This window comes from Pelomicrobium sp. P1 (assembly GCF_052805615.1).
The window spans coordinates 23,280-45,415 of sequence record NZ_JBRBEM010000003.1 but is presented as its reverse complement, the minus strand read 5'-3'; the positions used below and the strand labels follow the sequence as shown (position 1 = coordinate 45,415).

At 67.5% G+C, this 22,136-nt stretch carries 21 protein-coding genes; 17 read left to right on the top strand and 4 right to left on the bottom strand.

Annotated elements, in window-relative coordinates; all coding sequences use genetic code 11:
- Positions 1-178: 178 nt before the first annotated feature.
- Genes ACUVYZ_RS03875 through rsmA form a run of 4 tightly spaced genes read left to right on the top strand, consistent with a single transcriptional unit; the run spans position 179 to position 5,416 of the window.
- The gene (locus ACUVYZ_RS03875) at positions 179-2,245 is read left to right on the top strand and encodes an LPS-assembly protein LptD (protein ID WP_439935298.1); all 2,067 of its coding nucleotides are present in this window, start codon (positions 179-181) and stop codon (positions 2,243-2,245) included.
- A gap of 38 nt (positions 2,246-2,283) precedes the next feature.
- The gene (locus tag ACUVYZ_RS03870; RefSeq protein ID WP_439935299.1) at positions 2,284-3,585 is read left to right on the top strand and encodes a peptidylprolyl isomerase; all 1,302 of its coding nucleotides are present in this window, start codon (positions 2,284-2,286) and stop codon (positions 3,583-3,585) included.
- A gap of 13 nt (positions 3,586-3,598) precedes the next feature.
- Positions 3,599-4,600, top strand: coding sequence for a 4-hydroxythreonine-4-phosphate dehydrogenase PdxA (gene pdxA, locus ACUVYZ_RS03865; RefSeq protein ID WP_439935334.1), 1,002 nt, complete (start codon positions 3,599-3,601; stop codon positions 4,598-4,600).
- Positions 4,601-4,615: 15 nt separating this feature from the next.
- Positions 4,616-5,416: a 16S rRNA (adenine(1518)-N(6)/adenine(1519)-N(6))-dimethyltransferase RsmA gene (gene rsmA / locus ACUVYZ_RS03860; protein ID WP_439935300.1), complete on the top strand. Its 801-nt coding sequence runs from the start codon at positions 4,616-4,618 to the stop codon at positions 5,414-5,416.
- 95 nt (positions 5,417-5,511) lie between these two features.
- On the opposite strand, the gene ACUVYZ_RS03855 is transcribed toward rsmA, so the two are convergent.
- Positions 5,512-5,703: a rubredoxin gene (locus ACUVYZ_RS03855; protein ID WP_333841272.1), complete on the bottom strand. Its 192-nt coding sequence runs from the start codon at positions 5,701-5,703 to the stop codon at positions 5,512-5,514.
- A 43-nt stretch (positions 5,704-5,746) separates the two neighbouring features.
- On the opposite strand from ACUVYZ_RS03855, the gene thiD reads away from it, so the two are divergent.
- Genes thiD through hemL form a run of 3 tightly spaced genes read left to right on the top strand, consistent with a single transcriptional unit; the run spans position 5,747 to position 8,539 of the window.
- A complete protein-coding gene (thiD, locus tag ACUVYZ_RS03850) occupies positions 5,747-6,571 on the top strand; it encodes a bifunctional hydroxymethylpyrimidine kinase/phosphomethylpyrimidine kinase (protein WP_439935301.1) in 825 nt (274 codons plus the stop codon).
- Positions 6,555-7,220 carry a thiamine phosphate synthase gene (gene thiE, locus ACUVYZ_RS03845; RefSeq protein ID WP_439935302.1) on the top strand — a complete coding sequence of 222 codons (666 nt, stop codon included), beginning with the start codon at positions 6,555-6,557 and terminating at the stop codon, positions 7,218-7,220. The genes thiD and thiE overlap by 17 nt, the downstream gene beginning before the upstream one ends.
- Complete coding sequence (hemL, locus tag ACUVYZ_RS03840) at positions 7,217-8,539, top strand: glutamate-1-semialdehyde 2,1-aminomutase (RefSeq protein ID WP_439935303.1); 1,323 nt, start codon at positions 7,217-7,219, stop codon at positions 8,537-8,539. Before thiE ends, hemL begins: the two co-directional genes overlap by 4 nt.
- A 52-nt stretch (positions 8,540-8,591) precedes the next feature.
- Here the strand turns inward: hemL and ACUVYZ_RS03835 are convergent, their stop codons facing one another.
- Positions 8,592-9,206 (bottom strand): c-type cytochrome, encoded by a 615-nt coding sequence (locus ACUVYZ_RS03835; protein ID WP_439935304.1) that lies wholly within the window; start codon positions 9,204-9,206, stop codon positions 8,592-8,594.
- Between the two features lie 76 nt (positions 9,207-9,282).
- On the opposite strand from ACUVYZ_RS03835, the gene yihA reads away from it, so the two are divergent.
- Both yihA and hemB read left to right on the top strand, forming a co-directional pair.
- Complete coding sequence (gene yihA / locus ACUVYZ_RS03830) at positions 9,283-9,921, top strand: ribosome biogenesis GTP-binding protein YihA/YsxC (protein ID WP_439935305.1); 639 nt, start codon at positions 9,283-9,285, stop codon at positions 9,919-9,921.
- Positions 9,922-10,089: 168 nt separating this feature from the next.
- Complete coding sequence (gene hemB / locus ACUVYZ_RS03825) at positions 10,090-11,100, top strand: porphobilinogen synthase (protein WP_439935306.1); 1,011 nt, start codon at positions 10,090-10,092, stop codon at positions 11,098-11,100.
- Between the two features lie 11 nt (positions 11,101-11,111).
- On the opposite strand, the gene ACUVYZ_RS03820 is transcribed toward hemB, so the two are convergent.
- Together ACUVYZ_RS03820 and ACUVYZ_RS03815 are read right to left on the bottom strand one after the other, a co-directional pair.
- Positions 11,112-11,729 (bottom strand): hypothetical protein, encoded by a 618-nt coding sequence (locus ACUVYZ_RS03820; protein ID WP_439935307.1) that lies wholly within the window; start codon positions 11,727-11,729, stop codon positions 11,112-11,114.
- 25 nt (positions 11,730-11,754) lie between these two features.
- Entirely contained in the window at positions 11,755-14,079 is a 2,325-nt protein-coding gene (locus ACUVYZ_RS03815) for a penicillin-binding protein 1A (protein WP_439935308.1), read from the bottom strand.
- Positions 14,080-14,225: 146 nt separating this feature from the next.
- On the opposite strand from ACUVYZ_RS03815, the gene ACUVYZ_RS03810 reads away from it, so the two are divergent.
- The 8 genes from ACUVYZ_RS03810 to ACUVYZ_RS03775 all read left to right on the top strand — a co-directional run bounded on the left by ACUVYZ_RS03810 (position 14,226) and on the right by ACUVYZ_RS03775 (position 22,065).
- Complete coding sequence (locus tag ACUVYZ_RS03810) at positions 14,226-15,323, top strand: pilus assembly protein PilM (protein ID WP_439935309.1); 1,098 nt, start codon at positions 14,226-14,228, stop codon at positions 15,321-15,323.
- Complete coding sequence (locus tag ACUVYZ_RS03805; RefSeq protein WP_439935310.1) at positions 15,320-15,916, top strand: PilN domain-containing protein; 597 nt, start codon at positions 15,320-15,322, stop codon at positions 15,914-15,916. Before ACUVYZ_RS03810 ends, ACUVYZ_RS03805 begins: the two co-directional genes overlap by 4 nt.
- 5 nt (positions 15,917-15,921) lie before the next feature.
- On the top strand, positions 15,922-16,551 hold the full coding sequence (locus tag ACUVYZ_RS03800; RefSeq protein WP_439935311.1) for a type 4a pilus biogenesis protein PilO: 630 nt from the start codon (positions 15,922-15,924) through the stop codon (positions 16,549-16,551).
- Positions 16,548-17,051, top strand: a complete 504-nt coding sequence (locus ACUVYZ_RS03795; RefSeq protein WP_439935312.1) for a pilus assembly protein PilP — start codon at positions 16,548-16,550, stop codon at positions 17,049-17,051. The genes ACUVYZ_RS03800 and ACUVYZ_RS03795 overlap by 4 nt, the downstream gene beginning before the upstream one ends.
- Positions 17,052-17,070: 19 nt before the next feature.
- Entirely contained in the window at positions 17,071-19,203 is a 2,133-nt protein-coding gene (gene pilQ / locus ACUVYZ_RS03790; RefSeq protein ID WP_439935313.1) for a type IV pilus secretin PilQ, read from the top strand.
- A 103-nt stretch (positions 19,204-19,306) separates the two neighbouring features.
- The gene (aroK, locus tag ACUVYZ_RS03785) at positions 19,307-19,870 is read left to right on the top strand and encodes a shikimate kinase AroK (protein WP_439935314.1); all 564 of its coding nucleotides are present in this window, start codon (positions 19,307-19,309) and stop codon (positions 19,868-19,870) included.
- Positions 19,857-20,945, top strand: a complete 1,089-nt coding sequence (aroB, locus tag ACUVYZ_RS03780) for a 3-dehydroquinate synthase (protein ID WP_439935335.1) — start codon at positions 19,857-19,859, stop codon at positions 20,943-20,945. Before aroK ends, aroB begins: the two co-directional genes overlap by 14 nt.
- Entirely contained in the window at positions 20,938-22,065 is a 1,128-nt protein-coding gene (locus tag ACUVYZ_RS03775; protein ID WP_439935315.1) for a deoxyguanosinetriphosphate triphosphohydrolase, read from the top strand. The genes aroB and ACUVYZ_RS03775 overlap by 8 nt, the downstream gene beginning before the upstream one ends.
- The last annotated feature ends 71 nt before the right edge of the window (positions 22,066-22,136 follow it).

Here is a 22,136-nt window from a genome sequence, read left to right as displayed (position 1 = left end):
CGGCCTGCCGAAGCTGGCCGTGGACCCGGCCCTCCTCGCGCCCGCCGAAGCTCCGCCGTCGGGCGATCAGTCTCCACCGCCGGCCCCTGCGACACCTCCGCCGCCGGCGCCTTCCCCGCAAGCCGCACCCGCGGCTCCGCCGACCCCTAGCGGCGTCGCGCCCACCGGCGAAAAGCCCGTGGTGGTGGAAGCCGACCGCATCGAAGGCATTGGCCAGCGGGAAGTGCGCGCCGAGGGCAACGCTATCCTGCGACAGGACGACCAGAGCCTTTCCGCCGATCTGATCATCTACCATCCGCCGCGGGAGGACGTGTTCGCCCTCGGCAATGTGGTGGTACAGCGCGGCGGCAACGTGGTGCGGGGCCCCCGCCTGGAGTTCAACCTGGAGTCCCAGACCGGGCAGATGGAAGCGCCCGTCTACCAACTGGAGCTCAACAACGCCCGGGGCGACGCCCAGCTCTTCCTGTTCGAAGGAGAGAACCGCTACCGGGCAAAACGGGCGAGCTACACCACCTGCCCGGTCAACCGGGACGACTGGTACCTGCGGGTGGCGGACCTGGAGATCGACCGCAACGCCAACATCGGCGTCGCGCGCAACGTCTGGCTGGAGTTCCAGAGCGTGCCGATCCTCTACTCACCCTACGTGGACTTTCCCCTGGGCAAGGAGCGCAAGTCCGGTTTTCTCCCGCCGGTCATTGGCACCACCACCCAGGGTGGGGCGGAGGTCACCCTGCCCTACTACTGGAACATCGCGCCGAACCGGGACGCCACCATCGCCCCCCGCGTCATCGCCCGGCGGGGATTGATGCTGGCCAACGAGTTCCGCTACCTGGAGCGCGGCTACCACGGGGAAGCCAAGGTGGACGTCCTGCCCGACGACCAGGTGAGCGGGCGCGACCGCTGGGCGCTGCTGCTGCAGCACGCCCACGCCTTCAGCCCGCAACTGGGGGGCGCCGTCAACTTCCAGCGGGTCTCCGACGACAATTATTTCCGCGACCTGGCCAGCTCCGTGACCCTCACCTCCCAGACCAATCTGCCCCAGGAGGGCATGCTCAGCTACGCCGGCGAGGGATGGACGGCCATCGCCCGGGCGCAGAAGTACCAGACCCTGCAGGACCCCCTGGCGCCCATCACGCCGCCCTACGACCGCCTGCCCCAGCTCGCGGTGCAGGGGCTGAAGCCGGATGTCTTGGGCGCCGACCTGGGCCTCAACGCCGAGGCGGTGCGCTTCGAACATCCGACGCTGGTGACCGGTGGCCGCCTGGTCGCCTATCCCACGCTAAGCTACCCCATGCGCGCCTCCTTCGCCTATCTCGCGCCGAAGGCGGGGCTTCACTACACCCGCTACGACCTGGACCGCTCCGGGCCCGAGGCGAGCCCAAGCCGCAGCGTGCCGATCGGCAGCGTCGACGCCGGCCTTTTCCTGGAGCGACACTTCAGCGCCTTCGGCCAGCGCTTCCTGCAGACCCTGGAACCCCGGCTGTTCTATGTCTACGTGCCCTTCCGCGACCAGGACCGGCTGCCCAACTTCGACTCGGCGGACGCGGATTTCAATTTCGCCCAGATCTTCACCGAGAACCGCTTCACCGGCTCCGACCGGATCGGGGACGCGAACCAGGTCACCGTCGCCCTCACCTCCCGGCTCCTGGAGCCGGACTCGGGCGCGGAGCGGCTGCGCTTTGCCCTGGGCCAGCGCTTCCGTTTCGAGAAGCCCCGGGTGCAGCTCGCGAGCCCCATCAGCCCGAGCAACCGCTCCGATCTGCTGGCGAGCCTCGGCGGCCAGCTGACCCAAAGCTGGCTGTTCGACGCCAGCATGCAGTGGAACCCGAGCGACAACGAAACCGAAAAGCTCAATTTCTACGCCCGCTACCACCCGGCGCCGGGGAAGGTAGCCAACGTGGGTTATCGCTTCACCCGCAACGCCCTGGAGCAGGTGGACGTGTCCGCCCAGTGGCCCCTCGGCAGTCGGTGGCAGGGGGTCATGCGCTATAATTATTCGCTGCGCGAAAGCCGGGTGCTGGACGCCCTGGCCGGACTGGAGTACGACGCGGGCTGCTGGTCCATCCGGTTCGTCGCCCACCGCATCGCAACCGCCGTGGACCAGGCCTCCAACGCGTTCTTCGTCCAGCTCGAATTCACCGGGCTCGGCAAGATCGGCGCGGATCCGCTCCACGTGCTGCGCTCGAGCATTCCCGGATTCACCGAAGTGGACCTGTACCGGGAGCAATCCGCCGGCGAGCGTTAGCGCCCCCTATGGCATCTTTTCGAGGGTTTCGATCGCCTATGGCAATTCCTACCCTGTTCCTTGCACTCGCGGTTTTCACCGCCACCTTCGCCGCTGGCCCACCGGCCTTGGGGGCCGAGCGCATCCAGCTCCTGGACCGCATCGTGGCGGTGGTCAATGAGGAGGTCATCACCCAGGACGAGTTGGACCGGCGCCTGGAACTGGTGAAAAAGCAGCTCGCCCGCCAGGGGACGGCGCTACCGGACTCGGAGGCGCTGCGCCGGCAGATTTTGGAGCGTCTGATCATGGACCGCATCCAGGTGCAGTACGCCCGGCAGACGGGATTGCGCATCGACGACTTCCAGCTCGACCGGGCGATCGCGGCCATCGCGGAGCAGAACCGCATGACCGTCGCCCAGTTCCGCGAGGTGCTCGCCCGGGACGGGGTGGACTACGCCGATTTCCGGGAAGAGATCCGCAAGGAAATGATCCTCGCCCGGTTGCGGGAGCGGGAGATCGACAGCCGGATCGCGGTGAGCGAAGGGGAGATCGACAACTTTCTCGCCACCCAGGCCACCCAGATCACCGGGGGCGAATACGCGGTATCCCACATCCTGGTGCGGGTCCCGGAGCAGGCCACCAGCGGCGAGATCCAGGCCCGGCGCGCCCGGGCGGAAGCGGCCCTGGCGGAGCTCAAGACGGGCAAGCCCTTCGCCCAGGTGGCCGCGGTATATTCCGACGCCCCGGACGCCCTGCAAGGAGGTTACCTGGGCTGGCGCCCCCTGAGCCGGCTGCCGGAGCTATTCGCCGAAGCGGTGGTAAAGCTCAACCCCGGGGAGGTGAGCGACATCCTGCGCAGCCCTAACGGCTTCCACATCCTGCGGCTGGAGGACCGGCGCGGTCCCGGAGCCCCGGCGCAGGTCACCCAGACCCGCGTGCGGCACATCCTGGTGCGCCCAGGGGAAACCTTGTCCGAGGACGAGGCCCGCAATCGCCTCCTGCAGTTGCGAGAGCGAATCGTGAACGGGGCCGACTTCGCCGAGCTGGCGCGCCTGCACTCGGAGGATCCCAGTGCTTCCCAGGGCGGAGACCTGGGCTGGGTGAGCCCCGGCGACACGGTGCCCGCCTTCGAGCGGACGATGGAAAGCTTGCAGCCCGGGGAAGTGAGCGAGCCGGTGAAAACGCCCCTGGGCTGGCATCTGATCCAGGTGCTGGAGCGGCGCACGGGAGACATGACCAAGGAGCGGGAACGGGTCCTCGCCCGCCAGTCCATCAAGGCCCGCAAGGCGGACGAGGCGTACGAGGAATGGCTGCGCCAGTTGCGGGACCAGGCCTACGTGGAGGTCCGGCTCGAGGGTTGAGCGGGTGAACACCGTGCGGCAGGCGTCCCCCCTTGCTTTCACCCCCGGTGAGCCCGCCGGGATCGGTCCCGATCTGGCGGTGCTGCTCGCCCATGAACCGCCGCCGGCACCCCTGGTGGTCATCGCGGACCGGGACTTGCTGGCGGAGCGGTCCCGGGCCCTCGGCCGGCCGATCGAGATCGCGGATTACCCGCCTGTCCCGGGAAGCCCCCTCCTTCCCGGTCGGCTCGCCGTGCTCCACGTCCCTCTCGCCGCCCCCAGCCGGCCGGGCCGGCTGGATCCGGCCAACGGTCCCTATGTCCTCGCCACCCTGGACCGGGCCATCGCCGGCTGCCGCTCGGGGGAATTCGCCGCCCTAGTAACGGGCCCTGTGCACAAGGGCGCAATCAACGAAGCCGGGATCCCCTTCACCGGTCACACCGAGTACCTGGCCCAGGCCACCGGCACCCAGCGAGTGGTCATGATGCTGGTGGGAGCCGGCATGCGGGTGGCCCTAGCGACCACCCACCTGCCCCTGCGGGCGGTGGCGGAGGCCCTCACCCCCCAGCTCCTGGAGGAGACCCTGCGAGTGCTCCACACCGAGCTAGCGGACCGGTTCGGCATCACCGAACCCCGCATCCTGGTGGCCGGACTCAACCCCCACGCGGGGGAGGGCGGGCATCTGGGCCGAGAGGAGTTGGAGGTGATCGTCCCCGTGGTGGAGAGGCTGCGGGCCGAGGGGATGCGGCTCAGCGGACCGCTGCCCGCCGACACCCTGTTCAACCCTCCTGTGCTGGCCCAGGGGGACTGCGTGCTAACCATGTACCACGACCAGGGCCTGCCGGTGCTGAAACACGCTTCCTTCGGTCAGGCCGTCAACGTCACCCTGGGGTTGCCCATCGTGCGCACTTCCGTCGATCATGGCACGGCCCTCGATCGCGCGGGCACGGGCGAGGTGGGCCCAGGCAGCCTGCGGGCCGCCATCGCCTTGGCCTGGCGGCTCGCCGCGCGGGAGAAGGCGGGCCGCCCGTCCTGAGGCCCCGAGGCGCCGGTGCCCGTTCACCGCAAGCGTTTCGGCCAGCATTTCCTGGTCGAGCCCCGGGTAATCCAGCGCATCGTGGACGCCGTGCACCCCCGGCCGGGGGAGCGCCTGGTGGAGATCGGGCCCGGCCGGGGGGCCCTCACCGAGCCGCTCCTGGAGCAGGCGGGCCGCTTGATCGTGGTGGAAATCGACCGGGATCTGGCGGCGGCGCTGCGGGCCCGCTACCCTGAAGGGCGGCTCGCCGTGCACTGCACCGACGCCCTGCGCTTCGACTTCGGCGCCCTGGGCGACGACCTGCGGCTCGTAGGCAACCTTCCCTACAACGTCTCCACGCCCCTTCTGTTTCACCTGGAGCGATTCGCCCGGGAGGTGCGGGACATGCATTTCATGCTGCAGAAAGAGGTGGTGGAGCGCATGGCCGCCGCCCCCGGAACCGCCCAATACGGCCGGCTTTCGGTAACGCTCCAGTACCGCTTCCGCATCGAGCGGCTGTTCGACATCGGGCCCCGGGCCTTCAGGCCCGCTCCCCAGGTGCACTCGGCCTTCGTGAGACTCGTCCCTTATCGGGAACTCCCCCATCCGGCCAGGGTAGAGGGGCTCTTCCGGGAAATAGTGACCGCCGCCTTCAGCCAGCGGCGCAAAATGCTAAGAAACGCCATGGGCGCATACCTGGAGGAAGCCGACTGGGCCGCCCTGGGGCTGGATCCCCGGCGCCGGCCCGAGACTCTGGGCGTGGCCGAGTTCGTCGCCGCCGCCAATCGGGTGGCGGAGCGGCGCGGTCTTGCCCGGGAAGCAGGATCGGCAGGCTAGCCCGGCGGGACAAATCACGCCTGGGGGTTTTAGCCCAATTCGATGCCTTGCCTACCGGCACCTCATGTCAGGGGGGTTTTCGTGAAATGTTCGGGCTAGATCTCCACCATCTCGAAGTCTTCCTTGCGCGCCCCGCACTCGGGACAAGTCCAGTTCATGGGCACGTCTTCCCAGCGGGTGCCGGGGGGAATGCCCTCTTCGGGCAGCCCCAGCGCCTCATCGTAGATGAAGCCGCACACGAGGCACATGTACTTCTTGTAGACGACGGTGGTGGATGTTTCGACCATGGAACGGGGTTTTCAGTAAAATAGCTGAATATTATAAGCCATCATGGCCGAGACCCCTCCTATCGTGCTCGCGTTCGCCGCCTCGGACCCCAGCGGCGGCGCGGGCATCCAAGCCGACATCCTGACCTTGGCCAGCATGGGCTGTCATCCTTTGTCCGTCATCACCGCCATCACGGTGCAGGACACCGCCGGGGTGGAAGGGCTTATGCCCCTGGATCCCGACTGGGTCTCCGACCAGGCGCGGGGCGTCCTCGAGGACATGCCGGTCCACGCCTTCAAGATCGGCCTGCTGGGCAGCGTGGAGATAGCCGCGGCGGTGGCCGAGGTGGTGGCGGACTATCCCGACGTGCCCCTGGTGCTGGACCCAGTCCTCGCCTCCGGACGAGGCGACGAGCTCGCCTCCGAGGAGATGCTCTCTGCCCTCCGCGAACTGCTCATTCCCCAGAGCACCCTGATCACCCCCAACAGCATGGAAGCGCGGCGCCTCGCCGCCGACGAAGCGGACGAGGAAGACGACCCGGATCTGCACCAGTGCGCCCAGCGGCTGCTGGCGTTGGGGTGCGAGTACGTGCTCATCACCGGCACCCACGAAAACACCCCCGAGGTGATCAACACCCTCTACTCCAGCGAAGGGATCGTGCGCTCCGACGCCTGGCCGCGGCTTCCGGGAAGTTTCCACGGCTCGGGGTGCACCCTGGCCTCCGCCATCGCCGCGACCCTGGCTAACGGGCTGGAGCTGCCGGAGGCGGTGCGGGAAGCCCAGGAATACACCTGGCATGCCCTGAAGTCCGGGTTCCGGCCCGGTATGGGGCAGCACCTGCCCGACCGGTTGTTCTGGGCGCGGGAAGGCGATGAAGGGAGCCGTTAACGCCGCGCCCGCCCGGAGCTGCACGCCCATCGCCGGCCTGTACGCCGTCACCCCGGAGTGTGCCGAGACGGGAGTGCTCGAGACGAAGGTGGAGCAGGCCCTGCGGGGGGGAGCGCGGGTGATTCAGTACCGGGCCAAGGGCGCCACCCCGGCCCTTGCCCTGGAGCAGGCCCGGGCCCTAGCCCGCCTGTGCCGCGCCTTCGGGCGCGTTTTCATCGTCAACGACCAGGTAGACCTCGCCCTGGCGGTCGGCGCCGACGGAGTGCACTTGGGGGCCCAGGACGAGGCCGTCGAAGCCGCCCGGCGGCGGCTGCCGCCAGGGATGCTCCTGGGGGTTTCGTGCTACGACCGCCTGGATCGGGCCCGGGAGGCGGTGGCCCAGGGCGCCGACTACGTGGCCTTCGGCGCCGTGTTCCCCTCTCCGGTCAAACCCGAGGCGGTGCGCGCGCCCCTCGCCTTGTTGGGCGAGGCGCGGCGGGCGCTGGACGTCCCGCTGGTGGCCATCGGCGGCATCACGCCGCAAAACGCCTCCGAGGTGATCCGCGCCGGCGCCCACGCCCTGGCCGTCATCAGCGCCCTGTTCGACGCCCCCGACGTGGAGGGCGCGGCGCGGGCGTTCAGCCGCTTGTTCGATCAGCCATCGCCATGACTACAACGCCGCCGCTTGAGCCAGCCTCCGGCCAGCCCTCCCGCAACGAAGCCTTGTTCGAGCGCTCCGCCGCCTACATCCCCGGCGGGGTCAATTCGCCGGTGCGGGCCTTCCGCGCGGTGGGGGGTACGCCCCGCTTCTTCGTCCGCGGCCAGGGCCCGCTCCTGTGGGACGCGGACGGACGGTCCTACATCGACTACGTGGGGTCCTGGGGCCCGGCGATCCTCGGCCACGCCCATCCGGAGGTGGTGGCGGCGGTCAAGGCCCAGGCCGAGCGGGGCCTGGGCTTCGGCGCTCCCACCGAGCTGGAGCTGGAGATGGCGGAGTTGCTCTGCCGGCTCGTGCCGTCGATGGAACAGGTGCGGCTCGTGAGCTCCGGCACCGAGGCCACCATGAGCGCCATCCGACTCGCCCGGGGCTACACGGGGCGCAGCCGCATCGTCAAGTTCGAAGGCTGCTACCACGGCCACGGGGACGCCCTGCTGGTGAAAGCGGGCTCCGGGGCGTTGACCTTCGGCCAGCCCAGCTCGGCCGGGGTGCCGGAGGAAACCGTGGCCCACACCCTGGTGCTCGCCTACAACGATACGGCGGGGCTGGAAGAGGCCTTCGCCCGGCTCGGGCGCGAGATCGCCGCCGTGATCGTGGAGCCCATCGCCGGCAACATGAACCTGGTGTTGCCGCGGCTCAATTTCCTCCAGCGGCTGCGCGCCCTGTGCACCCAGCACGGGGCTCTCCTCATCTTCGATGAGGTGATGACCGGCTTCCGGGTCGGCCTCGGCGGGGCCCAGGGGTTGTTCGGCCTCCAGCCCGACCTCACCACCCTGGGCAAGGTGATCGGGGGAGGCTTGCCCGTGGCCGCCTTCGGTGGGCGCCGGGAGATCATGCAGCATCTCGCGCCCCTGGGGCCCGTGTACCAGGCGGGCACCCTGTCCGGCAACCCGGTAGCGGTGGCGGCGGGGCTCGCCACCCTGAAGCGGGTCCAGGTGGAAGGCTTCTACGAGGGGCTTGCCGCCACCGTCCGGGCCCTCACCGACGGACTCGCGGCGGCGGCCCGCCGCAAGGGGGTTCCTTTCTCGGTCCAGGCGATCGGGGGCATGTTTGGGCTGTACTTCCGCGAGGAGCCGCCCACCACCTACGGGGAAGTGCTGGCCTGCGACCGGGAAGCCTTCAACCGCTTCTTTCACCGCATGCTGGGCGAAGGGGTGTACCTAGCGCCGTCGGCCTTCGAGGCGGGCTTCGTCTCGGCCGCCCACGGGCCGGCCGAGATCGAGCGCACCCTGGAAGCGGCGGAGCGAGCCTTCGACGCCCTGCGGTCTTGACAAGAGGAGAAGGCGGCCCGAGCCGGCCGCCTCCATACCGAAGCGCAGCCTCCTACCGCAGCCCCGCGATGTATTCCGCCACCGCCTGAATCTCCCGGTCCGTCATCCTGGAAGCGATGGCTTGCATCATGCCCTCGGGGTCGTTCGCCCGTTCTCCCGAGCGAAAGGCTTTGAGCTGGGCGGCGGTGTACTCCGCGTACTGTCCTCCGAGGCGCGGGTACTGGGCAGGGATTCCGGCGCCGTTGGGCGCGTGGCAGGCGGCACAGGCCGGGACCGCCTTGGAGGCGATGCCGCCCCGATAGATTTTCTCCCCCTCCCGGGCGAGCGCCTCGTCCTTCGCCTGGGCAGGCCGCAGCTTCTGCTGGGCATAGTAGACGCCCAGGGCTTTCATGTCCTCCGGGGTGAGAGTCGTCACCATGCCCGCCATAATGGCGTTTTGCCGCGCGCCGGACTTGAAGTTGTCAAGCTGCTTGGCGATGTATCGGGCGTGCTGGGCGGCCAGATGGGGATTGGTGGGCGTCGGGCTGTTGCCGTCCGCCCCATGGCAGGCGGCGCAGACCTGGGACGCGATGCTTTGGCCCTGGGCCAGGCTTCCTTCCTGGGCAGAGGCGGTCAGGGCCCAAACCGCTAGCCCAAGCGCCCCGATACCGGCGCGGGTCCGCTTCATCTCGGCTCCTTGTGACTGAAAAATTGCGAAATTCTATACTAGCCCTCTGTTACCATGCCACCCGTACGAGACATCGATGGCCCCTGCAGGGAGTCCCAAGCGCTCCCAGATGAATCCTTTTCACCAGCTTTCCTTCGCCGTCAGCGTCACCCGGCTGGCGGACTCGCCCCCATCAGTGCGAGAGGTGGCCATCGGCGGTCGCTCCAACGCCGGCAAATCCAGCCTGCTGAACGCCCTGGCCCAGCGCAGGCGTCTCGCCTACGTGAGCAAGACGCCGGGCCGTACCCGGGAGATCAACTTCTTCCGCTGCGGTGACGGCCGCTTCATCGTGGACCTGCCCGGCTACGGGTACGCCCGGGTGCCCCTGGCGGTGAGGGAAACCTGGGGGGAGCTGGTGAGCGGATATCTACAGGCCCGGCCCTCCCTGGTGGGGGTGGTGCTGCTCATGGACGTGCGCCACCCCTTGACGCCCCTGGACTGGCAGCTCCTTTTCTTTCTGCAAGAGAGCGGTAAACCGGTGCACGCGGTGCTCACTAAGGCGGACAAACTCTCCCGCCAGCAGGCGCTGCGAACCCTGGCGGCGGTGAGGGAAGCCCTCGACCGGCAGGCGCCCCAGGTAAGCCTGCAGCTCTTTTCTACCGTCACCCGCCAGGGGGCGGACGAGCTTGCCGGGCGGCTCGCCCACTGGCTGGAGATAAAAAATGCCCCCGGCTAAAGGGGAGTAAAACCGGGGGCCACGGCCTTAATAAGGATTAAGGCACCCGCTCAGGGAGGAGAAGCGGGAGACGATGAAAACCATCGTCTGCAAGCTATGATTACCGTCTGGGGCGAAAGTTCCCCCGGCTTCGGCCCGAGGCCCAAGCCGACGACGCGAGGTGAGCTCATGATACCGCTGGGCAGCTACCCCCGGCGCAGGATGCGCCGGCTCCGCCGCGATGAGTTTTCCCGCCGGCTGGTGCGGGAGCATCGCCTGGATCCCGCCGATTTGATCGACCCGGTGTTCGTCCTGGACGGCCCGAGCCGCGAGGAGCAGGTCCCGTCCATGCCGGGGGTACATCGCCTCAGCCTCGACCGGTTGCTTGCCCGGGCTGAAGAGTGCCTGCGGCTGGGGGTGCCCGCCGTGGCCCTGTTCCCGGTGGTGGACCCGGCGCTGAAAAGCGCCGACGCGAGGGAAGCCCTGAACCCGGAAGGGCTGGTGCCCCGGGCGGTCCAGGCCTTGAAGCAGCGCTTTCCCGAACTGGGGGTCATCACCGACGTGGCCCTGGACCCGTACACGAGCCACGGCCAGGACGGCTTGATCGACGCATCGGGCTACGTAGTCAACGACGAGACCGTAGCCGTGCTCGCCCGCCAGGCGACCCTGCACGCCGCCGCCGGCGCCGACGTGGTCGCCCCCTCCGACATGATGGACGGGCGCATCGGGCGCATCCGCGAGGCCCTGGACGGAGCGGGCCACATCCATACCCGCATTCTCGCCTACGCCGCCAAGTACGCTTCCAGCTTCTATGGCCCGTTCCGGGACGCGGTGGGCTCGGCCGCGAGCCTGGGTAAGGGAAATAAATTCACCTACCAGATGGATCCGGCCAATTCGGACGAAGCCCTGTGGGAAGTGGGCCTGGATCTGCAAGAGGGCGCCGACATGGTCATGGTGAAACCGGGGCTGCCTTACCTCGACATCGTGCGCCGGGTAAAGGACGCCTTCCGCTCCCCCACCTTCGTCTACCAGGTAAGCGGGGAGTACGCCATGCTCAAGGCCGCGGCGGCCAACGGCTGGCTCGACGAGCGCTCCTGTGTGCTGGAGTCCTTGCTCGCCATCAAGCGGGCCGGCGCCGACGGGATCTTCACCTATTTCGCCCTGGACGCGGCCCGCTGGCTCAAAGAAGAGGAGCGGTGAAGAGCCGTGGGCTACTCCTCGCCGTCCTCCCGCAGAAGCGTCTCCACGTAAGCCGTCTTGGCCCGGACTGGGACGCCGTCTTCCGCCCCCGGGCGTCCAGCGCTCCAGAGATCCTTGGTGCCGTAGACCGCCACGTTCACCGTCGCCCCCTCGGCCTCGAGGGTGAAGAGGGGCACGCTGCGCCACCCGTCTCCCGTGGCCACCCGCCGCTCCCCCACCCGATAGGGAATGCGCTCCCGCATCAGGAAATACTCCACGTCCTTGACCGAATCGGTGAATAACTGCAGGTTGATGTCGGAATGCTTGCCGGCCACCCCGGTCAACACCGCACCGGTGAGATGGGGATTGAACGCCTCCAGCCGCCGCATCACCGCAAGGGCCACCTGGCGCAACGCCCGCAGCACCGCCCGGTGCTCCTCCGGCTCGTAGAGGGCCCGGAAAGCCCGCAGCGCTTCCTCCACCTCGCTGTTGTTGGGGAGGTTGCGGGTGTCGGCGGCCCCCAGTTGCTCGGCTGCCTTGCGCTTGGCGGTGCCGAAGTCCTGGATGCCGTCCCGGGCCATGAGCCTAGCGGCGAGATGAGCGATGCGCTCCCGCATCAGGTTGCGTCTGGGTCCGGTCGTTCGGCCCATCCTGCCCTCGTCACAAGCCTAGGCGTTAGAACAACTGGTTCCTGATCTCGTCCCCGCCGCGGGCGCCCAGGGCGGGTAGCCACGTGCCCTGGTCAGCTAGGGGGACGTTTTCCCGATAGAAGTATTCCGGGATGCCTTGGCCGGTGCTGTCCAGAAGGCCGGTATCCGGATTCACCCGGGCCACGACTACGCCTTCAGGCATCGGGAAGTCGGCCTCGGGGACCCCCTTGAGTGCCTTGGCCATGTATTCCATCCAGATGGGCAAGGCGGCGTTGGCCCCGGTCTCTCCCTTGCCCAGGGAGCGGGGATTGTCGAACCCGATCCATGCCACCGCCACCAGGGACGGATGGAAGCCGCTGAACCAAGCATCCACGAAATCATTGGTGGTGCCGGTCTTGCCCGCCAGGTCGTTGCGGCCGAGCTTCATGGCCCGGGCGGCGGTGCCGCTGCGCACCACCTCCCGCAGCATGGAGGTCATGATGAAGGCGTTGCGCTCGTCGATCACCCGCTCGGCGCCTTCGCCCACCCGGGCCGGCATAGCTCGGGCGATCACCGTGCCGTTTTCGTCCTCGATGCGCTCGATAAAGTAGGGCACCACCCGATAGCCCCCGTTGGCGAAGACCGCGTAAGCGGTGGCCATCTGGACAGGCGTGGCCGTCCCAGCGCCGAGGGCGAGGGTCAGATAGGGGGGATGGCGCGCCGGATCGAACCCAAACCGGGTCAGGTAATCCTGGGCGTACTTGGGGCCGATCGCCTGGATGATGCGCACCGACACCAGGTTTTTCGACTTGGCCAGCGCGGTGCGCAGGCGCGTGGGGCCTTCGTACTTTTCGTCGTAGTTCTTGGGCTCCCACGGTTCGTCTCCCGTCTGGGCGGCGTCGAAATAGATGGGCGCGTCGTTGATGATGGAGGCCGGGGTGAACCCCTTTTCCAGGGCGGCGGAATAGACGAAGGGCTTGATCCCGGAGCCGGGCTGGCGCCACGCCTGGACCGCGTGGTTGAACTTGCTGCGGCCGAAGTCGAACCCCCCCACCAGCGCCCGGATGGCGCCGTCGGTCGGGTCGATGGCTACCAGGGCCGCTTCGACGGCCGGCAACTGGGCGATCTGCCAGCGCTCGCCGCCATCGCTACGCACCCGCACCAGGGCGCCTCGGCGCAACCGCTGATTCGGCGGCAGTTTGTCGCTCAGGTTACGCTGAGCGAAGCGGATCGCCTCCCCCGCCAGGGTGAGGGTCTTGCCCCCTTTCACGTACACCTTGAGCTTGCCGCCCCCAGCCTCCAGCACCACCGCCGGCAGAAGCTGGCCCACCTCGGGCACCTCTTGCAGAGCGTCTTCCAACACCTCTTCCAGGTTGTCGCCCGCCCGATCCAGATCGATGTAGCCTTCGGGCCCCCGGTAGCCGTGCCGGCGGTCGTACTCCAGCACTCCGTTGCGCAGCGCCTGAAGTGCTGCCTCTTGGTGGGCCTTGAGGAGGGTGGTATAGACGCGGAAGCCCCGCGTATAGGCTTCCTCCCCGTACCGGTCCACCATGAGCTGGCGCGCCATCTCGGCCACGTAATCTCCCGAAAGCTCCCCTTCTCGAGCCTGCCGGCGCGCCACCACGGGTTGCTCCGCCGCCGCCCGGTACTGGGCTTCGGTGATGTGCCCCAGCTCGCGCATGCGGCGCAGGACATAGAGCTGCCGCTGCTTCGCCCGCTCCGGGCTGGCGACCGGGTTGTAGCGGGACGGTGCCTTGGGCAACCCAGCCAGCATGGCCGCCTCGGCCAGGGTCAATTCCTGAATCGACTTGCCGAAATACGTCTGGGCGGCGGAGGCGAACCCGTAGGCCCGCTGGCCTAGATAGATCTGGTTGATGTAGAGCTCCAGGATCTGGTCTTTGCTCAGGCTGTGCTCGATTTTGAACGCGAGCAAAGCCTCGTGGAATTTCCGCGTGAAGGTCTTCTCCTTGCTCAGAAAGAAATTGCGCGCCACTTGCATGGTGATGGTGCTGGCGCCCTGACGGGCGCCGCCGGCGGCGAAGTTGCTGTAAGCGGCCCGCAAGACTCCGAGATAATCTACGCCGCCGTGCTGGTAGAAGCGCTCATCTTCGGCCGCCAGGATGGCTAGCTTCAGGACCTCCGGCACCTCGCGAATGCTCACCACGGCCCGCCTTTCCTCGCCGAATTCCCCGATCAGATGGCCGTCCAGGGTGTAGACCCTCAAGGGGACCTTGGGCCGATAGTCGGTCAGCACCTCCAAGGACGGCAGTTTGGGATAGGTGATGATCGCGGCGAAGGCGATCAAGAGGGCGCCCGCCACCCCCAAGCCAAACAGGGCGACCAGCGCGATGAACCACCAGCGTCGGAACATGATCAGGCGGGACGCTCGAAGACAGGAAAGGCGGGGATTATAGGGCGCACACCACGACGGAAAAAACCCTATAAATTTTGCTTTACATCTTTTGTAGTTGCTGCTAGCCTTTAATGTAGCTTCTGGATAATATGACCTAGCTGCCTATGTTCAAAGGGAATTTCCAGTTCGGCCCCAGCCTCTTCCCGGCTTCCTGGCCCCCCCTGGTCGGCCTCGACGTGAGCAGCTCGGCCGTGAAGATGGTGGAGCTCGCCCCCGCCGGCAAGGACAAGCACCGGGTCGAGCGCTACGTCATCGAGCCCATGCCGAAGGATGCCGTGGCCGAAGGCAATATCGTAAACCTGGAGGCCACGGGGGAGGCCATCAAGCGGGCCTGGAAAAAGCTGGGCACCCGGGTGAAAACCGTCGCCATGGCGGTCCCCGCGTCGGCCGTGATCACCAAGAAGATCGTCGTTCCCGCCGGCCAGCGGGAGGAAGAGCTCGAGGTCATGGTGGAGTCGGAGGCCAATCAATATATCCCCTTTTCCCTGGACGAGGTCAACCTGGACTTCCAGGTGCTGGGGCCGGCCGGCGCCAGCCCCGAGGAGGTCGAGCTCTTGATCGCCGCCTCCCGCAAGGAAAAAGTGGAGGACCGGGTAGCCGCGGCCCAGGCCGCCGGGCTCAAGGCGACGGTCATGGACGTGGAGCCCTACGCCGCCTTGAACGCCCTGGAACGGGTCATGCCCTACCTTCCCGGCGTGGACTACGACCAGACCCTGGCCCTGGTGGACATCGGCGCCCACCACATGAGCCTCAACGTGCTGTGCGCCGGGCAGTCGGTGTACATGCGCGACCAGCCTTTCGGCGGGCATCAGCTCACCGAACAGATCCAAGCCCGCTACGGCCTCTCCCTGGAGGAAGCGGAAGCGGCCAAGCGCAGCGGCGGCCTGCCCGAAAGCTATGAAAGCGAGGTCCTGGCGCCCTTCCGTGACACCCTGGCCCTGGAAGTGGCCCGCGCGCTCCAATTCTTTTTCACCTCGACCCAATACAACGAAGTTCACCACGTGCTGCTGGCCGGGGGATGCGCCGCCATCCCCGGCCTGGACGAGTCGGTGGCGGCCCGCACCCAGGTGGACACCATGATCGCCAATCCGTTCGCCGGCATGGAGCTCGCGAGCCGCATCCGGCCGGTGCAGCTCTCGGCGGACGCCCCGGCCCTCCTGGTGGCGTGCGGGCTGGCCCTTCGGAGGTTCGATCCAGCATGATCCGCATTAACCTGCTTCCCTACCGTGCTGAGCGGCGTCGGGCGCGTAACCGGCAGTTCGGCATCGCGGCGGCCCTGACCGCGGGCCTGGGCGTCGTCGTCTGGTTCGCCGGGCACACGGTGCTCGCCGGCCGGATCGAGCACCAGGAAGCGCGCAACGACTATCTCAAGAAGCAAATCGCCGTCCTGGACAAGCAGATCGCCGAGATCAAGACCTTGAAAACCCAGATCCAGGCCCTGCTCGCCCGCAAGGAGGTGGTGGAAAAGCTCCAATCCAACCGGACCGAGGTGGTCCACCTCCTGGACCAGATGGTGCGGATTGTCCCGGAGGGCGTCTATTTCACCCGGCTCAAGCAGACGGGCAACAACCTGAGCCTCACGGGTTACGCCCAGTCCAGCGCCCGGGTCTCCACCCTCATGCGCAACATCGAGGACTCTCCCTGGCTGGGGGAGCCCCAGCTCGTCGAGATCAAGGCGGAGCAGGTGGGCAAGCTGCGGCTGAACCAGTTCACCCTCAACTTCAAGCTGACGCCGCCCCAGCCCGGGGGCGGTGAGGGCACCGCTCAGGCGGCGGGCGCCCAGGCCAAGGGGTAAGCGCCATGACCCTGGACGACCTGAGACGACTCGATACCCGCAATCCCGGCGGCTGGCCGGCCCCGGTCAAGGCGGGGGTCATGCTTTTCCTGTTGCTCGCCATCGTTTCCGCAGGCTACTTCTACGACTGGAGCAGCCAGTTGGAAACCCTGGAGAGCCGCAAAAAAGAGGAGGAACGGCTCAAGCAAACCTTCCTGGAAAAGAAAAAGGAGGCGGTGAACTTGGACATTTACCGCCAGCAGCTCGCGGAAATCGAGCAGACTTTCGGCGCCATGCTGCGGCAGTTGCCCAACAAAGCGGAAATGGACGCCCTGGTCACCGACATCAACCAGGCAGGGCTGGGCCGGGGGCTGCAGTTCGAGCTGTTCAAACCGGCCCCCCGGGAGACCCTGTATGACTTCTACGCCGAGCTTCCGATCCAGGTGCGCGTCACCGGCAACTACCACGACATGGGGGCGTTCGCCAGCGACGTAGCGCAACTGCCCCGGATCGTCACCCTGGACAGCGTGTCCATCGAGAAGACCAAGGACGGCCTGGTGATGAACGCCGTCGCCAAGACCTACCGCTACCTAGACGAGCAAGAAGTGGCGGCCCAGCGCAAGGCGGCGGCGCCGGCGAAAGGAGGGAAGAAGTGAAGCGCGCGATCCTTCTCCTCGCGCTCGCCCTGGCCGGCTGCTCGGCCGAGGAATTCAGCGATCTCAAGCAATTCGTGGAGCAGTCCGGCCAGGGCCTGCGGGGCAAGGTGCCGCCCCTGCCCAAGGTCAAGTCCTATGAAGCCTTCGCTTACAACGCCTTCGATCTCCCGGACCCGTTCACCCTGCGCGAGATCGACACCCGTGGAAAGCCGGGCCCCGGCGGTCCAGGGCCCGACCTCAACCGGCCTCGGGAACCGCTGGAGGCCTACCCCCTTGAAAACTTGAAAATGGTGGGGACGCTCGAGCGCGGAAAGCGCGTCCACGCCCTCATCAAGACCCCCGATAACAACGTGTTCCGGGTCACCGTCGGCAATTACCTGGGCCAGAACTTCGGCCGTATCACCAGGATCACCGAGGCGGAAGTCACGCTGACGGAACTGGTCCAGGAAGGGGCCGGAGGCTGGACCGAGCGGACCGCGAGCCTGCAACTCGTCGAATAAATCTCAGGGAGCAGTCGCCATGAGCCGTACCCTCCTCAAGGAACCCAAGCGCTTATTCGCCCTGGCATGCCTCGCCGCCGCGATCGCGGCGAGCCTGGTGGCCGGGCGGGTATGGGCCCAATCGAACAGCATCGAAGCGCTCGAGGTCACCCCCGGCGCCGAGGGCAGGCTGGTGGTAAAGATCAAGCTCAAGAACCCCTTGGCGAACCCGCCCGCCGGCTTCGCCGTCCAGAAACCGCCGCGCATCGCCCTGGACTTCCCCGACACGGGGAACGCTCTAGGCCGCACTTTCCAGGTGGGCCAGGGGGACCTGCGCTCGGTCAACATCGTTGAGGCCCCTTCCCGCACGCGGCTGGTCATGAACCTGGAGCGCCCTCTGGGCTACGACACCCGGGTCGAGGGCAGCGAGGTGGTGGTGACCCTGCTCGGCGTGGAGACCGCCGGTAGCGCGGCCGGGCCCACCTTGTCCCGGTTCGCGGAAACGCGGCTCGGCGACGTAAGGCACAGCATCCTGGACGTGGATTTCCGCCGGGGACCGGCGGGGGAAGGACGGGTCGTCGTGGACCTGTCCGACACCACCACCGGCATCGACCTGCGGCGGCAGGGCACCCAGATCATCGTCGACTTCAACAACACCTCTTTGCCCAAGAACCTGCAGCGCCGCCTGGACGTCACCGATTTCGGCACCCCCGTCCAGTTCGTGGAGAGCTTCGCCGTTGGCGGGAACGCCCGTCTGGTGATCGAGCCCAGGGGGCTATGGGAGCAGTCGGCCTACCAGGCGGACCGCAAGTTCATCGTCGAGGTGAAGCCGGTGGCCCAGGACCCGGCCCGGGCGGCGGCCGGTACGCGGCCCCGCTATACCGGGGAGAAGCTTTCCCTCAACTTCCAGAACGTGGAAGTGCGGGCGGTGCTGCAGGTGATTGCCGACTTCACCGGCCTCAACATCGTGGTGAGCGACTCGGTGGCGGGCAACCTGACCCTGCGGCTCAAGGACGTGCCCTGGGACCAGGCCCTGGACATCATTCTCCAGGCCAAGGGGCTGGACAAGCGGCGGGAGGGCAATGTCCTCCTGGTGGCGCCCCGGGACGAGATCGCGGCGCGGGAAAAGCTGCAGCTCGAGGCACAGCAACAGATCGCCGAGCTGGAGCCCACTATCACCGAGAGCTTCCAGCTCAACTACCAGAGAGGAGAGGACGTCAAAAGGATCCTGAGCGATCCGACCCAGAAGATCCTCTCCAAGCGGGGCAGCGCCGTGGTCGACCCGCGCACCAATATCTTGTTCGTCCAGGACACGCCAAGCAGGCTGGACGAGATCCGTGCCCTCATCCGCCAGATCGACGTGCCGGTGCGGCAGGTGATGATTGAAGCACGGATCGTGGAGGCGAACGACGACTTCTCCCGCAACCTGGGCGTGCGGCTGGGCTACCATGATCGTCGATCCAACGGCTTCGGCACGGGTATCGGAAGCTCCCGAGGCCTGATCGGCGCCCGCCTGGAGGATACCACCTTCCACACCGGCCAGATCGGCACCCCGGTACCCACCCTCAGCGATTTCACCAACGTGAACCTGCCCGCCGCGGGCATCGGCGCCTTCAACCCGGGGGCCTTTTCCCTGCTGCTGTTCAACGAGGCGGCCACCAAGTTCCTGAACCTGGAGCTGACCGCGCTAGAGGCTGACAACCGCGGCAAGATCATCTCCAGCCCCCGGGTGATGACCGCCGACCAGATCGAGGCCACCATCGAGCAGGGGACGGAGATTCCGTACCAGCAGGCCACCTCCAGCGGGGCCACCAGCGTGGCGTTCAAGAAGGCCACCCTCTCCCTCAAGGTAAAGCCCCAGATCACCCCGGACGAGAACGTGATCATGACCCTCAACGTGAACAAGGACAGCCCGGGGGTCAACACCACGGCCGGCCCGGCCATCGACACCAAGCAGATCTCCACTCAGGTGCTAGTGGAAAACGGCGGCACGGTGGCGATCGGCGGCATCTTCGAACAGGAAAAACGCAACGACGTGACCAAGGTGCCCCTGCTGGGCGACCTGCCCATGGTGGGCGGGCTCTTCCGCAACACTGCCAGGACGGACAACCGCTCCGAGCTGCTCATCTTCATTACGCCGCGGATCCTGAAAGATTCCCTCACCTTGAGATAAGGAACCTGGACCCCTCCCAAGGCCGGGGATCTCCCGGCCTTTTCTTTTGGACGCCCGGGCCGTCCGCGGTGCCGGCGGCGGCGGTTTTGGATACAATCGAGCGATGCTGCCGAGCCGTAACATCTTCCTGGTCGGCATGATGGGGGCGGGCAAGAGCACCGTGGGGAAGCTCCTGGCCCGGCACCTGGGCAAGACTTTCCTCGACACCGATCACGAGATCCGCCGCCGCACGGGCGTGGAGATTCCGGTCATCTTCGAAATCGAGGGGGAGGAAGGGTTCCGCGCCCGGGAGGCGGCCGTGCTGCGGGAGCTCACGCAGCGGGAAGACGTGGTGCTGGCCACCGGCGGGGGAGCGGTGTTGCGGCCCGAGAACCGGGCGCTTCTCAAGGCGCGGGGCGCGGTGATTTATCTGCGGGGTTCGGTGGAGGAGCTGTGGGCGCGCACGCTTCACGACCGCAACCGGCCCCTGCTGCAGACGGCAGATCCGAAGGCCCGTCTCGACGAGCTACTGCGGGAGCGGGATCCCCTGTACCGGGAGGTCGCCGATCTGGTGGTGGACACCGGCCGAGCCGGCGCCCTGGCCCTGGTACGACGGATCGAAAAGCGGCTGCGGGAGGCCGAGAGGACCCAGGCCAAGGATGCCCTCGAGCTCGATACAGACGCTTGACGTCGCCCTGGGGGATCGCAGCTACCCGATCCACGTGGGGCCGGGGCTGCTCGCCGATCCCCGCTGGTTCGCGTCCCTCGCCCCCGCGAAGCGGGTGGCGGTAGTCACCAACACCACGGTGGGACCCCTGTATCTCCCTCGCCTGCGGCGGACCCTGGAAACATTGAACGTAGCTTGCATCGACATCGCCATCCCCGACGGAGAGGCGTTCAAGACCTGGGAGACCCTGAACCGCATCTTCGACGCTCTGCTGGAGAACCGCTGCGAGCGTTCCACCCCCGTCCTAGCCCTAGGCGGGGGGGTGGTGGGGGACATCGCCGGGTTCGCCGCCGCCACCTATCAGCGGGGCGTACCCTTCTACCAGATCCCCACCACCCTGCTCGCCCAGGTGGACTCGTCCGTGGGCGGCAAGACCGCCATCAACCACCCTCTGGGCAAGAACATGATCGGCGCTTTCTACCAGCCGCGGGCGGTGATCGCCGACACCGACACTCTGGCCACGCTGCCGGAGCGGGAGCTCCGGGCCGGCCTGGCGGAGGTGATCAAGTACGGCCTGATCCGGGACGCCGAGTTCTTCGACTGGCTCGAAACCCGCCTGGAGGGGCTGCTCGCCCGCGATCCCGAGGCGCTCACCTTCGCCATCGTCCGCAGTTGCGCCAACAAGGCCCGGATCGTGGCGGCGGACGAGCGGGAAACCGGGGTGCGGGCGCTGCTCAACCTGGGCCACACCTTCGGACACGCCATCGAGACCGGGCTCGGCTACGGGGAGTGGCTGCACGGAGAAGCGGTGGCCGCCGGCACCGTGCTGGCGGCCGAGGTGTCGGTCCGGCTCGGGCTCCTTCCCCGAGAGCAGAAGGAGCGCCTGGTTGCCCTGTACCGGCGGGCCGGGCTGCCCACCCGGGCGCCGGACCTGGGCGCCGCCCGGTACCTCGCCCTGATGGGCCACGACAAGAAGGTCCAGGAAGGCAGGATCCGCTTCGTGCTCCTCAGGCGCATCGGAGAAGCGTTCGTGAGCGGGTCGGTTACGGAAGCGGTGCTGGAACAGGCCTTCGCGGCCTGCTGCGGCCATGGCTGAGCTAGCCCCCTACGCGGCCCACCCCGAACGCTCCCGAGGCCGCCGGCATCCCGAACCACCCCCCACGGGCCGCAACGAATACCAGCGGGACCGGGACCGCATCGTCCACTCCACCGCGTTCCGCCGGCTCGAGTACAAGACCCAGGTGTTCGTCAACCACGAAGGGGATCTCTTCCGCACCCGGCTCACCCACAGCCTGGAGGTGGCCCAGATCGGCCGCACCATCGCCCGCAACCTGCGCCTGAACGAGGACCTGGTGGAGGCCGTGGCCCTGGCCCACGACCTGGGCCACACCCCCTTCGGGCACGCGGGGCAGGAGGCATTGAACGGGGCCATGAAGGACCACGGCGGCTTCGAGCATAACCTGCAATCCCTGCGGGTGGTGGACCTCTTGGAAGAGCGCTACGCCGAGTTCGACGGCCTGAACCTCACCTTCGAGACCCGGGAGGGGATCCTCAAGCACTGCTCGCCCCAGAACGCCCGGGCACTAGGAGACGTGGGCCAGCGCTTTCTCCAGGGAAAGCGGCCCTCCCTGGAGGCCCAGCTCGCCAACCTGGCCGACGAGATTGCGTACAACAACCACGACGTGGACGACGGCTTACGCTCGGGGCTACTAGAACTCGCGCAGTTGCGGGAGGTGCGCATGTTCGCCGAGCACCTGGACGAGGTTCGGCGCGCCTACCCCGCCCTCGACGGCCGCCGGCTCATCCACGAGACGGTGCGGCGGATGATCAACACCCTGGTCAACGATCTCATCCGCCAGAGCCAGGCCCTCATCGCCGCCCACCGGCCGGCGAGCCTCGATGAGGTGCGGGAATGCCCGCCCTTGATCGCCTTCAGCCCCGAGATCGCCGAGCGGCAGGGGGAGCTCAAACGATTCCTGCGCATCCACCTCTATCAGCACTACCGGGTCGCCCGTATGACCGCCAAGGCCAAGCGCATTCTCCTCGACCTGTTCCAGGCTTTCGTGGACGACCCGCGGCTGCTGCCCCCCCAGTTCCAGGAAAAAGCGAAGAGCCACCTGCACCGGGCGGTGGCCGACTACATCGCCGGCATGACCGACCGCTACGCCATCCGGGAGCACCAGCGCCTTTTCGCCGTGGGGGAGATTTCCTCCTAAAGGCGGCGTTCCTCCGGCCCTGCGGCAAGCGCCAAGGCCTCTCTTGCAGCGCAATATCGGGTTGCTGGTCC